Annotated in this window: 11 protein-coding genes; 7 read left to right on the top strand and 4 right to left on the bottom strand. The window is 59.1% G+C overall.

What is annotated here, in order from left to right:
- Positions 1–326 precede the first annotated feature (326 nt).
- From gyrB to dnaA, 4 genes are read right to left on the bottom strand one after another with little or no spacing between them, the layout of a single operon-like run.
- Positions 327–2744, bottom strand: coding sequence for a DNA topoisomerase (ATP-hydrolyzing) subunit B (gene gyrB / locus QZ497_RS05550; RefSeq protein ID WP_295471979.1), 2418 nt, complete (start codon positions 2742–2744; stop codon positions 327–329).
- Between the two features lie 4 nt (positions 2745–2748).
- A complete protein-coding gene (gene recF / locus QZ497_RS05545) occupies positions 2749–3852 on the bottom strand; it encodes a DNA replication/repair protein RecF (protein ID WP_295471978.1) in 1104 nt (367 codons plus the stop codon).
- A 20-nt stretch (positions 3853–3872) separates the two neighbouring features.
- Complete coding sequence (gene dnaN, locus QZ497_RS05540) at positions 3873–4976, bottom strand: DNA polymerase III subunit beta (protein WP_295471976.1); 1104 nt, start codon at positions 4974–4976, stop codon at positions 3873–3875.
- A gap of 38 nt (positions 4977–5014) precedes the next feature.
- Entirely contained in the window at positions 5015–6559 is a 1545-nt protein-coding gene (gene dnaA, locus QZ497_RS05535; RefSeq protein ID WP_295471974.1) for a chromosomal replication initiator protein DnaA, read from the bottom strand.
- 585 nt (positions 6560–7144) lie between these two features.
- Between dnaA and rpmH the strand changes: the two genes are divergently transcribed.
- From rpmH to rsmG, 7 genes are all read left to right on the top strand, one after another.
- On the top strand, positions 7145–7279 hold the full coding sequence (rpmH, locus tag QZ497_RS05530; protein ID WP_295471972.1) for a 50S ribosomal protein L34: 135 nt from the start codon (positions 7145–7147) through the stop codon (positions 7277–7279).
- A 17-nt stretch (positions 7280–7296) separates the two neighbouring features.
- A complete protein-coding gene (gene rnpA, locus QZ497_RS05525; RefSeq protein WP_295471971.1) occupies positions 7297–7698 on the top strand; it encodes a ribonuclease P protein component in 402 nt (133 codons plus the stop codon).
- Positions 7691–7936: a membrane protein insertion efficiency factor YidD gene (gene yidD, locus QZ497_RS05520; protein WP_295471968.1), complete on the top strand. Its 246-nt coding sequence runs from the start codon at positions 7691–7693 to the stop codon at positions 7934–7936. The genes rnpA and yidD overlap by 8 nt, the downstream gene beginning before the upstream one ends.
- 2 nt (positions 7937–7938) lie before the next feature.
- Entirely contained in the window at positions 7939–9609 is a 1671-nt protein-coding gene (yidC, locus tag QZ497_RS05515; protein ID WP_295471966.1) for a membrane protein insertase YidC, read from the top strand.
- 84 nt (positions 9610–9693) lie between these two features.
- On the top strand, positions 9694–11064 hold the full coding sequence (mnmE, locus tag QZ497_RS05510) for a tRNA uridine-5-carboxymethylaminomethyl(34) synthesis GTPase MnmE (protein WP_295471963.1): 1371 nt from the start codon (positions 9694–9696) through the stop codon (positions 11062–11064).
- An 892-nt stretch (positions 11065–11956) separates the two neighbouring features.
- Positions 11957–13849: a tRNA uridine-5-carboxymethylaminomethyl(34) synthesis enzyme MnmG gene (gene mnmG, locus QZ497_RS05505; RefSeq protein WP_295471961.1), complete on the top strand. Its 1893-nt coding sequence runs from the start codon at positions 11957–11959 to the stop codon at positions 13847–13849.
- On the top strand, positions 13846–14490 hold the full coding sequence (gene rsmG, locus QZ497_RS05500) for a 16S rRNA (guanine(527)-N(7))-methyltransferase RsmG (protein ID WP_295471959.1): 645 nt from the start codon (positions 13846–13848) through the stop codon (positions 14488–14490). The genes mnmG and rsmG overlap by 4 nt, the downstream gene beginning before the upstream one ends.
- Positions 14491–14505 lie beyond the last annotated feature (15 nt).

Below are 14505 nucleotides of genomic sequence, written 5' to 3'. Positions count from 1 at the left end.
CATGCAGCTTGCTGTGCCTTGGCCCATGTGACTGACGAACCCCTGAGCAGCACGACGAGGTACTGGCATAGGCTTGGCCATCAGCCTGATCGACCGTGCGTATCCAGGTTCTCGACGTGCGACCGGGCGTTGCTCATCACGTCGTGTTGATGCGCTGTATTGATGCCCGAGGCGCTGAGCCGCGGATAGAGAGGTGAGGGTAGCGCGGCGTCGATGGAGCGAACGTCAAATAAAAAAGGCCGACCCATCAACGGGTCGGCCTTTCAGGCTTGTACAACGGTCATTTCCGTACAGCCGATGGGCCTCTGGGCGAGACCCGCAGGGCGTCAGAAGTCCAGGTTGGACACCGCCAAGGCATTGCTCTCGATGAAGTCACGCCGTGGCTCGACTGCATCACCCATCAGGGTGTTGAAGATCTGGTCAGCGGCAATGGCGTCTTCGATGGTCACTTTCAGCATCCGGCGTACGCTCGGGTCCATAGTGGTTTCCCACAGCTGATCCGGGTTCATCTCGCCCAGACCTTTATAGCGCTGGATGGTATGACGCTTGGTGCTTTCGGTCATCAGCCAGTCCAGGGCCTGCTTGAACTCGGTCACCGATTTCTTGCGTTCGCCACGTTGTACATAGGCACCTTCATCGAGCAGGGAGCTGATCTGCGCGCCCAATGCGGTGACGGTCTTGTAGTCGTTGCTACCGAAGAAGTCACGGTTGAAGGTGACGTAGCTCGACAGACCGTGCGATACCAACTCGACTTCCGGCAGCCAGATGTTGCGCTCGCGGTCTTCACGCAGGCTGACCTTGTACACAAGACCCGACTTCTCGCTGGAACGCAGACGCGCTTCGAACTGCGCCAACCAGGCCTGCATGGCCTCATGGTCGGAAAGCTGATCGAGGCTGACCGCCGGCAGGTATACGAAGTGCTCGGTGAGTTCCTGTGGATACAAACGCGACAGACGCTTGAGGGTCTTCATCACAGTGCGGAATTCATTCACCAGGCGTTCCAGGGACTCACCGGAAATGCCGGGAGCGGATTCGCTCAGGTGCAGGCTGGCGTCTTCCAGGGCCGACTGGGTCATGTACTCTTCCATGGCCTCGTCGTCCTTGATGTACTGCTCCTGCTTGCCTTTCTTGACCTTGTACAGCGGCGGCTGGGCAATGTAGACATAACCGCGCTCGATCAACTCAGGCAGCTGACGGAAGAAGAAGGTCAACAGCAGGGTACGGATGTGCGAACCGTCGACGTCAGCATCGGTCATGATGATGATGTTGTGATAGCGCAGCTTGTCGATGTTGTACTCTTCACGACCGATGCCGCAGCCCAGTGCGGTGATCAGCGTGCCGACTTCCTGAGACGAGATCATCTTGTCGAAACGGGCTTTCTCGACGTTAAGGATCTTGCCCTTGAGCGGAAGGATCGCCTGGGTTCTGCGGTTACGGCCTTGCTTGGCCGAGCCACCCGCAGAGTCACCCTCCACCAGGTACAGTTCGGAGAGGGCAGGGTCCTTCTCTTGGCAGTCCGCCAGTTTGCCCGGCAGGCCGGCAATATCCAGAGCGCCTTTGCGGCGGGTCATTTCACGAGCCTTGCGCGCTGCTTCACGGGCACGTGCCGCGTCGAGCATCTTGCCCACGACCGCCTTGGCTTCGTTGGGGTTCTCCAACAGGAAGTCGGAGAAGTACTTGCCCATTTCCTGCTCCACCGCTGTCTTCACTTCAGAAGACACCAGCTTGTCTTTGGTCTGGGAGCTGAATTTCGGATCCGGCACTTTCACCGAGATGATCGCGGTCAGGCCTTCACGGGCATCGTCACCCGTCGTAGTGACCTTGTGCTTCTTCGCCAGGCCTTCCTGTTCGATGTAGTTGTTCAGGTTACGCGTCAGGGCAGAGCGGAAGCCCACCAGATGCGTACCACCATCGCGCTGCGGAATGTTGTTGGTGAAGCACAACAGGTTTTCGTTGAAGCTGTCGTTCCACTGCAGGGCGATTTCTACACCCACGCCGTCGTCACGCTGGACGTTGAAATGGAAGACCTGGTTCACCGTGCTCTTGTTGGTGTTGAGGTATTCGACAAAGGCACGCAGACCCCCTTCGTACTTGAACATCTCTTCCTTACCGGTGCGCTCGTCCTTGAGGAGGATGCCGACGCCGGAGTTGAGGAAGGACAGCTCACGAATCCGCTTGGCCAGGATGTCCCAGCTGAAGTGGATGTTCTTGAAGGTCTCAGCCGATGGCTTGAAGTGAATCTGCGTACCGGTGGTCTCGCTGTCGCCGACGATCTTCATCGGCTCTTGGGGAACGCCGTGGACGTAGGTCTGTTCCCAGATCTTGCCACTGCGGCGTACGGTCAACTGCAGCTGCTCCGACAGCGCGTTCACTACGGACACACCCACACCGTGCAGACCGCCGGACACCTTGTACGAGTTGTCGTCGAACTTACCGCCGGCGTGCAGCACGGTCATGATGACCTCGGCTGCCGAAACGCCTTCTTCTTTATGTACATCGACCGGAATGCCGCGGCCGTTGTCGCGGACAGTGATGGATTCATCCGGATGAATGATCACGCTGATGTCGTCGCAGTGACCTGCCAGCGCTTCGTCGATCGAGTTATCCACGACCTCGAACACCATGTGGTGCAGACCGCTGCCATCGTCCGTATCGCCGATGTACATCCCGGGACGTTTGCGTACGGCATCCAGTCCTTTCAACACCTTGATGCTGGAGGAGTCGTACGTTTGGTTTTCGCTCATGCAATCACTCCCGATGGTCGTGGGTCTGGGTGATACGGCCTTGTTCCACGTGGAACAAGGCAACTGGCGTTTCCGTTTGCCAGCCTTCGCTCAATAATTCGTGGTCTACACAGGTGATGAACACCTGGCAGCGTAAGTCTTCAAGCAAGCGGCACAGCGCTCGACGATGCAACTCATCCAGTTCGGACGGCAAATCGTCCACCAGGTAAATGCATTGGCCACGCCGCGCTTGACTGACCAAATGCCCCTGGGCGATTCGCAATGCACAGACAACCAGCTTCTGCTGGCCACGGGAAAGAATATCCGCGGCATTGTGGCTGGCGAACCTGAGACGCAGATCCGCCCGTTGAGGTCCGGCTTGGGTATGGCCCATCTGCTGATCGCGGGGCAGGGAGGTGGCGAGCACATCGCTCAGCTCTTTCTCCTTGTCCCAGCCTCGGTAGTAGCTGAGGGTCAGGCCTTCGAGCTCGACCAGCTCGCTCAGGGTCTTCTCGAAGACCGGCTTGAGCAGCTTGATATAGGCTCGTCGGAACTCGTCGATGTCGTTACTGGCCAGGCATAATTCCCGGTCCCAGGCCGCTTGCGAAGCGCCGTCAAGTGTACCACGCCGCAGCCACGAGTTACGCTGCCGCAGGGCTTTCTGCAAGCGCTGCCAAGTGGCCATGAAGCGAGGTTCCACGTGGAACACACCCCAGTCGAGAAACTGCCGACGAATCTTGGGGGCGCCTTCAAGCAGGCGGAAACTGTCCGGATTGATCAGCTGCAACGGCAAGGTCTCGGCCAACTGGGCCGTGCTGCGAGCATTCTGACCGTCGATACGAATCTGGAATTCCCCTTGCCGATCCCGCGAGATACCGAGGTTACTATGCCCCCCTTCAGCCAGTTCCACCTGGCCGAATACGGTGCAGTCCGGCTTTTCATACTGGATGACTGGCAGCAGCCGTGTACTGCGGAACGAACGCGCCAAGCCCAGCAGATGGATGGCTTCCAGCACGCTGGTTTTGCCACTGCCATTGGCACCGTAAAGAATGTTGATACGCGGGGAGGGGGAAAAGGTCACCGGGTGCAGATTGCGCACCCCGGTGACCGAGACGCGACTGAGAGACATCAGTTCGTGCTATGGGCAGGTTACAGACGCATCGGCATGACAACGTAGGCCGAGTCATCGTTATCGGACTCCTGCAGCAGTGCACTGCTGTTGGAGTCGGAAAGGATCAGACGCACCTGCTCGGTAGTCATCACCCCCAGCACGTCCAGCAGATAACTGACGTTGAAACCGATTTCCAGGGAGCTGCCGTTGTACTCGACGCTGATTTCTTCCTCGGCTTCTTCCTGCTCTGGGTTGTTGGCCTGGATCTTCAGCTGACCGGCCGCCAGTTGCAGACGGATGCCGCGGTACTTCTCGTTGGAAAGGATCGCGGTGCGGCTGAACGCTTCACGCAGCGCCTGACGATCACCGAGCACCAGCTTGTCACCGCCCTTGGGCAGTACGCGCTCGTAGTCCGGGAACTTGCCGTCGACCAACTTGGAGGTGAAGGTGAATTCGCCGGTGGTGGCACGGATGTGATGCTGACCCAGGACGATGCTGACGATGCCGTCCTGTTCAGTGAGAAGGCGGGCCATTTCGAGGATGCCCTTGCGTGGCACGATGACCTGATGGCGCTCGGCCTGGCCGATCTCCGCTGCCATGGAGCACATGGCCAGACGGTGACCGTCGGTGGCCACGGCACGCAGCACACCGGTGCTGACTTCCAGCAGCATGCCGTTGAGGTAGTAGCGCACGTCCTGCTGGGCCATGGCGAAGCTGGTGCGTTCGATCAGGCGACGCAGCTTGCTTTGCACCAGGTCGAAGGTCAGCGAGCCCGGACCTTCCTCGACAGCCGGGAAGTCATTGGCGGGCAATGTGGACAAGGTGAAACGGCTACGGCCGGCCTTGACCAGCAACTTGCTGTCTTCGACCTTGACGTCGATCAGCACGTCGTTGGGCAGGCTCTTGCAGATGTCCATCAGCTTACGTGCCGGAACGGTGATCTCGCCAGGCTCGGCAGGCTCCTCCAGCTGAACACGACCAACCAGTTCTACTTCAAGGTCGGTACCGGTGAGCGACAGTTGCTGGCCTTCGACGACCAGGAGCACGTTGGAAAGCACCGGCAGGGTCTGGCGGCGTTCGACCACGCCGGCAACCAGCTGCAGGGGTTTCAACAAGGCTTCGCGTTGAATGGTGAAATGCATGGTCTAGTCCCTTGCCTCGAAAAATTGCACTGGCGTCATCATGTGGTCAGCGTGCGCAGCAGGTTCTTGTAATCCTCACGGATATCCGCATCGGATTCCTTGAGCTCATTGATCTTGCGGCAGGCGTGTAACACGGTGGTGTGGTCACGTCCGCCAAACACATCGCCGATTTCCGGCAGGCTGTGGTTGGTCAGCTCCTTGGACAGAGCCATCGCCACCTGGCGGGGACGGGCGACCGAACGGGAGCGGCGTTTGGACAACAGATCGGAGATCTTGATCTTGTAGTACTCAGCCACGGTACGCTGGATGTTATCCACACTCACCAGCTTGTCCTGCAGGGCCAGCAGGTCCTTGAGCGACTCACGGATCAGCTCGATGGTGATGTCCCGGCCCATGAAGTGCGAGTGGGCGATAACCCGCTTGAGCGCACCTTCCAGCTCACGAACGTTGGAGCGAATACGCTGGGCGATGAAGAACGCCGCGTCGTGCGGCAGTTCAACCTTCGCCTGGTCGGCCTTCTTCATCAGAATCGCGACACGGGTTTCCAGTTCCGGCGGCTCCACCGCCACGGTGAGGCCCCAGCCGAAGCGGGACTTCAGGCGCTCTTCCAGGCCTTCGATTTCCTTGGGGTAGCGGTCGCTGGTGAGGATCACCTGCTGACCACCTTCGAGCAAGGCGTTGAAGGTGTGGAAAAACTCCTCCTGCGAACGCTCCTTGCGGGCGAAGAACTGAATGTCGTCGATCAGCAGTGCATCAACTGAACGGTAGAAGCGTTTGAACTCGTTGATCGCATTGAGCTGCAGGGCCTTGACCATGTCTGCGACGAAGCGTTCCGAATGCAGGTACACCACCTTGGCATTGGGATTCTTCTTCAGCAGGTGGTTACCCACAGCGTGCATCAAGTGGGTCTTACCCAAGCCAACGCCACCATAAAGGAACAGCGGGTTGTAACCATGCTTGGGATTGTCTGCGACCTGCCAGGCCGCAGCGCGCGCGAGCTGGTTGGACTTACCTTCGACGAAATTCTCGAAGGTGAAGGTGCGGTTCAGGTAGCTGGTGTGTTTCAACGCACCTTCGACCTGGACCGTGCGTTGTTCAGTGCGCACTGGAGCCTGCTGGCTGGCAGCACCGGCCATCGGGTCGAAGCTGTCGCGCGACGGCTCATCCAGTGTCTGCTCGGTGACCGTTGGGCTGCTGGTCGCAACGGCCGAGCTCTCGGCACTGGGTGGACTCGCCGGCGCGGCGGGTGCTTCGACCGGTGCCTGTGCCTGCTGAGAAGCGGCGGCAGCAGCCGCTGCCGGCAAAGGCGCGTTCGGCGCCGCACGCGGAGCCGAGCTGCGTCGGCTGCCTATTAATAAGGAAAGCGCCGGCGCCATGCCCTGGCCCTGCTCGCCAAGCAGCTCGAGCAGGCGGCCCAGGTACTTCTCGTTGACCCAGTCGAGTACGAAACGATTCGGTGCGTAGACGCGCAGCTCGCCGCCTTCGGCTTCGACCTGTAGCGGACGGATCCAGGTGTTGAATTGCTGGGCAGGCAGCTCATCGCGCAAAAGCTCCACGCACTGCTGCCAAAGTTCCACTGACACGGATATCCCCTGAGTTGAGAGCCGCTGAGGCAAAAAACATCCGCCATTGTAACGATCACTCAGTGACTTATCCACATGTAGGCGTGCCAGAAGCGGGAAGAAATCGCTTGATTTTCACTCAACAAAGCGACGGACGGGCATCCGTGAGCTTTGTGGATAACTGCCTCTCAGCTCTTTGCATAACTCGGGGTGCCAGCCTGTGGGTAACCTGCCTGTGGATAAAGATCTATTGCATGCACAGCTTGTACGCGGGTGCGGCACAGCCAAAGCACCGTTTCTCGACAGAGTTATGATTCTCTATACAGCCCGGAATAGAGGGGCTAATGGAGGTTATCCACAGATGGATCGCTACACAGTCTTAACAAGCTTTTCAGAAAAGCTTTATATAGGTCCTTTTCTGTTTCTATAGCGAAGCGGTCAACAGGAAGCGATGACGGATGCCTGCTGGCAACTCTTGATACCCAAGGAAATGAATAGAAGGAAAAGCTGGTTGGAAATTGACCTGTACGCTTGCTTTCTCTAGAATCGCCGGTCTCTTAAAACGGGGCCATTCCGGCCTGTAGTGGACAAACCAGGTAACACGCCATGAAACGTACTTTCCAACCCAGCACTATCAAGCGCGCCCGCACCCACGGTTTCCGCGCCCGTATGGCCACCAAGAACGGCCGTCAGGTCCTGTCGCGTCGTCGTGCCAAAGGCCGTAAGCGTCTGGCCATCTGATTTATTCGGCAAAGGTGGTGAGTCGGGACTTCGGTCGGGAAAAGCGTCTGCTTACTCCCCGACATTTCAAGGCTGTCTTTGACTCTCCTACCGCCAAGGTCCCGGGGAAGAATCTCCTGATCCTGGCGCGTGACAACAGTCTGGATCACCCCCGCCTGGGGTTCGTGATCGGAAAGAAGAGCGTCAAGCTCTCTGTTGAACGTAATCGCTTGAAACGCCTGATTCGCGAATCGTTTCGCCTTCACCAGGACAGCCTGGCAGGGTGGGATATCGTGATCGTCGCGCGTAAAGGCATGGCTGATCCGGACAATCCGGAACTGATCCAGCACTTCGGCAAGCTCTGGAAGCGTCTGGCGCGCAGCCGGCCCGTTGCCACAGGCAAAACCGAATCTGCAGAGGTGGACAGTCCAGATGCGTAAACTGGCCCTCGTTCCGATCCAGTTTTACCGCTATGCCATCAGTCCACTGATGGCCAGTCACTGCCGTTTCTACCCCAGTTGCTCCTGCTACGCCTATGAAGCCATCGATAATCATGGTCTTCTGCGCGGCGGCTGGCTGACCCTGAGACGCCTGGGTCGCTGTCATCCGTGGAACCCCGGCGGTTATGACCCGGTTCCACCCGTTTCCCAATCCCGCTCTTCTTCGATGGCCGAGTAATCATGGATATTAAACGCACGATCCTGATCGGCGCCCTGGCAATCGTGACCTACGTCGGCGTTCTGAAATGGAACGAAGACTACGGCCAGGCTGCCCTGCCGAAACAGACTGCTGCTGCTACCACCACCGCGACCGACGTACCGGCCGCCGGCAACACTTCCGCCAATGCGGATGTACCCGCCGCGCCCGGCACTGCACCGGCGCCTGTGGAAACTCCGGTTGCAGTCAGCAAGGACCTGATCAAGGTCAAGACCGACGTACTGGAACTGGCCATCGACCCGGTGGGCGGTGACGTCGTTCAACTGCGTCTGCCGCTGTACCCTCGTCGCCAGGACGTACCAGATGTGCCGTTCCAGCTGTTCGATAACGGCAGCGAACGCGTTTTCCTGGCCCAGAGCGGCCTGACCGGGACCAACGGCCCCGATGCACGGTCCACCGGTCGTCCGGTTTACACTTCGACACAGAAAAGTTATCAACTGGCCGACGGTCAGAACCAACTGGTCGTAGAGCTGAAGTACTCGGACAACGGCGTCAACTACACCAAGCGCTTCACCTTCAAGCGCGGCCTGTACGACCTGGACGTTCGCTACGTTGTGGATAACCAGAGCGGCCAGACCTGGTCGGGTAACCTGTTCGGCCAGCTCAAGCGCGACGCCAGCTCTGACCCATCGTCCACCACCGCCACGGGTACCGCCACCTACCTGGGTGCGGCCCTGTGGACACCTTCGGAGCCTTACAAGAAGGTCTCCATGAAGGACATGGACAAGGGCCAACTGCGTGAAACCGTGCAAGGCGGCTGGATTGCCTGGCTGCAGCACTACTTCGTGACCGCCTGGATCCCGAACCATGATGTCAGCAATGCCGTGCAGACCCGCAAGGACAGCCAGGGCAACTACATCATCGGCTTCACCAGCCCGGCGCTGAACGTGGCACCTGGCGCCCAGGGTGAAACCGGCGCGCTGCTGTACGCCGGCCCGAAAAGCCAGGCCGTGCTGAAAGAGTTGTCCCCAGGCCTGGAACTGACCGTCGACTACGGCGTGTTGTGGTTCATTGCCCAGCCGATCTTCTGGCTGCTGCAACATATCCACAGCGTACTGGGTAACTGGGGCTGGTCGATCATCGTTCTGACCATGATCATCAAGGGTCTGTTCTTCCCGCTCTCGGCTGCCAGCTACAAGTCCATGGCGCGCATGCGTGCCGTAGCACCGAAGCTGACCGCGCTGAAAGAGCAGTATGGTGACGATCGCCAGAAGATGTCCCAGGCGATGATGGAGCTGTACAAGAAAGAGAAGATCAACCCGCTGGGTGGCTGTCTGCCGATCCTGGTGCAGATGCCAGTGTTCCTGGCCCTGTACTGGGTACTGCTGGAAAGCGTGGAAATGCGCCAGGCACCTTGGATCCTGTGGATTACCGACCTGTCGATCAAGGATCCGTTCTTTATCCTGCCGATCATCATGGGCGCGACCATGTTCATCCAGCAGCGTCTGAACCCAACACCTCCGGATCCGATGCAGGCCAAGGTCATGAAGATGATGCCGATCATTTTCACCTTCTTCTTCCTGTGGTTCCCGGCAGGTCTGGTGCTGTACTGGGTAGTCAACAACACCCTGTCGATCCTCCAGCAGGCCTACATCACTCGCAAGATCGAAGCGGCTACGGCTATCAAGAAGTAAGTCTCTTGATCTAACCTGAGCCTGTTTCACAAGACGCCCCCTTACCGGGGCGTTTTGCTATCTGTCCGTTTTCCAGGAGTCGCCATGAACGCCCCGCGCGAAACCATCGCTGCCATCGCCACCGCTCAGGGACGCGGAGGGGTCGGCATCGTGCGTATTTCCGGCCCGCTGGCCGCCAAGGCTGCGCAAGCCATCACGGGCCGCGAACTCAAGCCGCGCTACGCCCATTACGGCCCGTTCGAAGACGAGCAGGGCCTGGTGCTCGACGAAGGTATCGCGCTGTTCTTCCCCAGCCCCAACTCCTTTACCGGTGAAGATGTACTTGAGCTGCAAGGGCACGGCGGGCCGGTGGTTCTCGATATGCTGCTGCAGCGCTGTGTACAACTGGGTTGCCGCCTGGCACGGCCGGGTGAATTCAGTGAACGGGCGTTCCTCAATGACAAGCTCGACCTGGCCCAGGCCGAGGCGATCGCCGACCTTATCGAGGCCAGCTCGGCACAAGCGGCTCGCAATGCCCTGCGCTCGCTGCAGGGCGCGTTCTCCCAGCGTGTGGATAACCTCACCGAGCTGTTGATCGGCCTGCGTATGTATGTCGAGGCCGCCATCGACTTCCCGGAAGAGGAAATCGACTTCCTCGCCGATGGTGTCGTGCTGGGCAAGCTCGATCAGGTTCGCGACATGTTATCCACAGTACTGCGCGAGGCAGGGCAGGGCGCGCTGCTGCGTGACGGTATGACCGTGGTCATCGCCGGGCGGCCCAACGCCGGCAAATCCAGCCTGCTCAATGCCCTGGCCGGGCGCGAAGCGGCGATCGTCACCGATATCGCCGGCACCACACGAGACGTACTGCGCGAACATATCCACATCGATGGCATGCCCTTGCACGTGGTCGACACTGCCGGCCTGCGCGACACCCTCGATCAGGTCGAGCTGATCGGCGTACAACGCGCACTGAAGGCCATTGGCGAAGCGGATCGTGTTCTGTTGGTGGTTGACGCCACGGCGCCCGAGGCTTGCGATCCATTCGCGCTGTGGCCGGAGTTCCTCGAGCAGCGCCCCGACCCGGCCAAGGTCACGCTGATCCGCAACAAGGCCGATCTGAGCGGCGAGCATATCGGCATACAGACCAGCCCCGACGGCCACGTGACTATCAGCCTGAGCGCCAAGGCGGGCGGCGAGGGGCTGGAACTGCTGCGCGATCATCTGAAGGCCTGCATGGGTTATCAACAGACCTCGGAAAGCAGCTTCAGCGCCCGACGCCGCCACATCGAGGCACTTAACCGGGCCAGTGGTTTCCTCGAGCACGGCCGCTCACAGCTGACCCTGGCCGGCGCCGGCGAGCTGCTGGCTGAGGACCTGCGCCTGGCCCAACAGGCCCTGGGGGAAATCACCGGTGCATTCAGCCCCGACGACCTGCTGGGTCGAATCTTCTCCAGCTTCTGTATCGGTAAATAGCGCTTAACGGCACTGTGGAGGGGGCCTAAAGCGCAGCTAGGCGCTTTCTGGCTTCATATGAGCGGTTTCGGCCTGAACATTCATTGCCTCGGCTGTGAACAGGCGGTCGCTTCGCGGCTGAAGCCAATACTGTTCGCTTAAGCGGCATGTGGCCCGGTAGGAGCGGCTTTAGCCACAAAAGCGTCAGAAAACTCACCGCATCTGTTGTGAACATGCGGTCACTTCGCGGCTGAAGCCGCTCCTACCCGGTCTAACCCATTTGGCCGCGAAAGAGTAGAAGAGCCGCGCTTTCGCTGCGCAATGTGGCTGTCCACAGCCTGCCTTATCAAGCTGCAGGCCCTCTTTCTCTATACCTTCCTGCCATCCCTGGAGCGCGCCCGCGTGCACGCCTGTCCATCTCTCGGCTCCGATATCCACAACCCGCTGCGCGCTGAAAGCAGACGGCGCAGCAGGCTGTGCACTGCAAACCGGGTAGCCATCGGTCGACAACGAGTTATACAAGACAAAATGAGCCCTGTGCATAAGTGTCCCTCAGCCAGGTTGATAACCCCCATCAAAACCTGAACAAAAACCCGCCTGTGGAAAAGCACCACATTAATCCACAGGCTAATCGCTGTCGCCCAACAGGCTCTACGCCTCCTGACCACAGCCTTATGATTTTCTGTACATACCGAAAACAAAGGCGTGTAGATGGTTATCCACAGAAGATGCCCGCCCTAAGAGAAAAAACAAAAACAAGGTTTTATAAAATTTCTTTCTTTTTTATTTTTCTTGATCTCCAGCCCAGCGCACGACTGCTCATTTTTTGGTCAATGGGTTTCATTAGAGGGGCCGAATTCCCTATACTTGCCGTCTTCCCTTTTTCATACCCACAACAGGCACGAGGTGCGTGGTGGATTTCCCTTCCCGTTTTGAAGTGATCGTCATCGGTGGCGGTCATGCCGGTACCGAAGCGGCACTGGCTTCGGCACGCATGGGCGTCAAGACTCTCCTGTTGACGCACAACGTCGATACGCTTGGCCATATGAGCTGCAACCCAGCGATCGGTGGCATTGGTAAAAGCCACCTGGTCAAGGAAATCGATGCACTGGGCGGTGCGATGGCCACGGCTACCGATCTGGCCGGCATTCAGTTCCGTGTGCTCAACAGCCGCAAGGGACCGGCAGTTCGTGCGACACGTGCACAGGCTGACCGCGCCCTCTACAAGGCCGCCATTCGGGAAATCCTGGAAAACCAGCCCAACCTGTGGATATTTCAGCAGTCGGCAGATGACCTGATCGTTGAGCAAGACCAGGTACGCGGCGTGGTCACCCAGATGGGCCTGCGTTTCATGGCCGATTCGGTGGTGCTGACCACGGGGACCTTCCTCGGCGGTCTCATCCATATCGGCCTGCAGAATTATTCCGGCGGTCGTGCGGGTGATCCGCCCTCGATTGCCCTGGCTCACCGCATGCGCGAACTGCCCCTGCGGGTTGGCCGCCTGAAAACCGGTACACCGCCGCGTATCGACGGTCGCTCCGTGGACTTTTCGGTGATGAGCGAGCAACCGGGTGATACACCGATCCCGGTCATGTCGTTCCTGGGCAACAAGGAGCAGCATCCGCGCCAGGTGAGTTGCTGGATTACTCACACCAATGCCCGTACTCACGAAATCATCGCGTCCAACCTTGATCGTTCGCCGATGTATTCGGGCGTGATCGAAGGGGTAGGGCCACGTTATTGCCCATCGATCGAAGACAAGATCCATCGTTTCGCCGACAAGGAAAGCCATCAGGTGTTCATCGAGCCGGAAGGCCTGACCACCCACGAGCTGTATCCGAATGGCATTTCCACTTCGTTGCCTTTCGACGTGCAGTTGCAGGTGGTGCGCTCGATCCGCGGTATGGAAAACGCTCACATCGTGCGACCCGGCTATGCCATCGAATACGACTACTTCGATCCGCGCGACCTGAAGTACAGCCTGGAAACCAAAGTGATCGGTGGCCTGTTCTTCGCCGGACAGATCAACGGTACCACCGGCTACGAAGAAGCCGGTGCCCAGGGATTGCTGGCCGGAACCAACGCCGCATTGCGCGCGCAGGGCAAGGAAAGCTGGTGCCCGCGTCGCGACGAGGCGTATATCGGTGTGCTGGTGGATGACCTGATTACCCTGGGTACCCAGGAACCGTACCGGATGTTCACTTCCCGTGCCGAATACCGCCTGATCCTGCGTGAAGACAACGCCGATCTGCGTCTTACCGAAAAAGGTCGCGAACTGGGCCTGATCGATGATGCTCGTTGGGCAGCGTTCTGTGCCAAACGCGAAAACATCGAGCGTGAAGAGCAACGCCTGAAAAGCACCTGGGTCCGTCCCGGTACTGAACAGGGCGATGCCATTGCCGAACGTTTCGGCACACCGCTGTCTCATGAGTACAACCTGCTCAACCTGCTGAGCCGCCCGGAAATCGACTACGCCAGCCTGGTCGAGCTGACCGGCGAAGGCTGCAGCGATCCGCAGGCCGCCGAACAGGTCGAGATCAGGACCAAGTACGCTGGCTACATCGAGCGTCAGCAGGATGAAATCGCCCGCCTGCGCGCCAGTGAAGACACCCAGCTGCCGGCGGATATCGATTACTCGACGATTTCCGGGCTTTCCAAGGAAATCCAGTCCAAGCTGGGGATAACTCGTCCCGAGACTCTGGGCCAGGCGTCGCGGATCCCCGGCGTCACGCCAGCGGCGATTTCCCTGTTGATGATTCACCTGAAAAAACGCGGCGCAGGCCGTGAGTTGGAGCAAAGCGCTTGAGTGCCATGGTGACACCGCAACACGCCGAGGAATTGTCCACAGGTGCCCGGGAACTCGGGATCACGCTGAGCGATACACAACATCGCCAGTTGCTTGATTACCTGGGCCTGTTGATCAAGTGGAACAAGGCATACAACCTGACGGCGGTGCGCAATCCGGACGAGATGGTTTCACGCCACCTGCTCGACAGCCTCAGCGTGGTGCCCTTCATCGACGGTCCACGCTGGCTGGATGTCGGCAGCGGGGGCGGCATGCCCGGTATCCCGTTGGCGATCATGTTTCCACAGGCCCGCGTGGCCCTGCTGGACAGCAACGGTAAGAAGAGCCGTTTCCAGACCCAGGTAAAACTGGAACTGAAGCTGGATAACCTCGAAGTTATCCACAGCCGGGCGGAAAGCTACCGACCTGCCGAACCCTTTACCGGGATCATTTCCCGTGCGTTCAGCAGCCTGGAAGACTTCACCGGCTGGACCCGTCACATGGGTGACACCGATACACGCTGGCTGGCAATGAAAGGGCTGCATCCCGCCGATGAGCTGGTAGCATTGCCAGCGGATTTTCGTCTCGATAGCGCACAGGCCCTGGCCGTTCCGGGTTGCCAAGGCCAACGCCATCTGCTGATACTGCGCCGCACGGCATGACTGGGAACACGAGCA

Origin of the sequence: uncultured Pseudomonas sp., assembly GCF_913777995.1 — a bacterium.
In the GTDB taxonomy this organism is placed as follows: Bacteria; Pseudomonadota; Gammaproteobacteria; order Pseudomonadales; family Pseudomonadaceae; genus Aquipseudomonas.
Note: the sequence above shows the minus strand (reverse complement) of the source record. Positions and strands in the feature narration are given on the sequence as shown.

Coding starts and splice junctions, on each gene's coding strand:
- gyrB (WP_295471979.1), bottom strand. CDS start 2,744: ATGAGCGAAAACCAAACGTACGACTCCTCCAGCATCAAGGTGTTGAAA.
- recF (WP_295471978.1), bottom strand. CDS start 3,852: ATGTCTCTCAGTCGCGTCTCGGTCACCGGGGTGCGCAATCTGCACCCG.
- dnaN (WP_295471976.1), bottom strand. CDS start 4,976: ATGCATTTCACCATTCAACGCGAAGCCTTGTTGAAACCCCTGCAGCTG.
- rpmH (WP_295471972.1), top strand. CDS start 7,145: ATGAAACGTACTTTCCAACCCAGCACTATCAAGCGCGCCCGCACCCAC.
- yidD (WP_295471968.1), top strand. CDS start 7,691: ATGCGTAAACTGGCCCTCGTTCCGATCCAGTTTTACCGCTATGCCATC.
- yidC (WP_295471966.1), top strand. CDS start 7,939: ATGGATATTAAACGCACGATCCTGATCGGCGCCCTGGCAATCGTGACC.
- mnmE (WP_295471963.1), top strand. CDS start 9,694: ATGAACGCCCCGCGCGAAACCATCGCTGCCATCGCCACCGCTCAGGGA.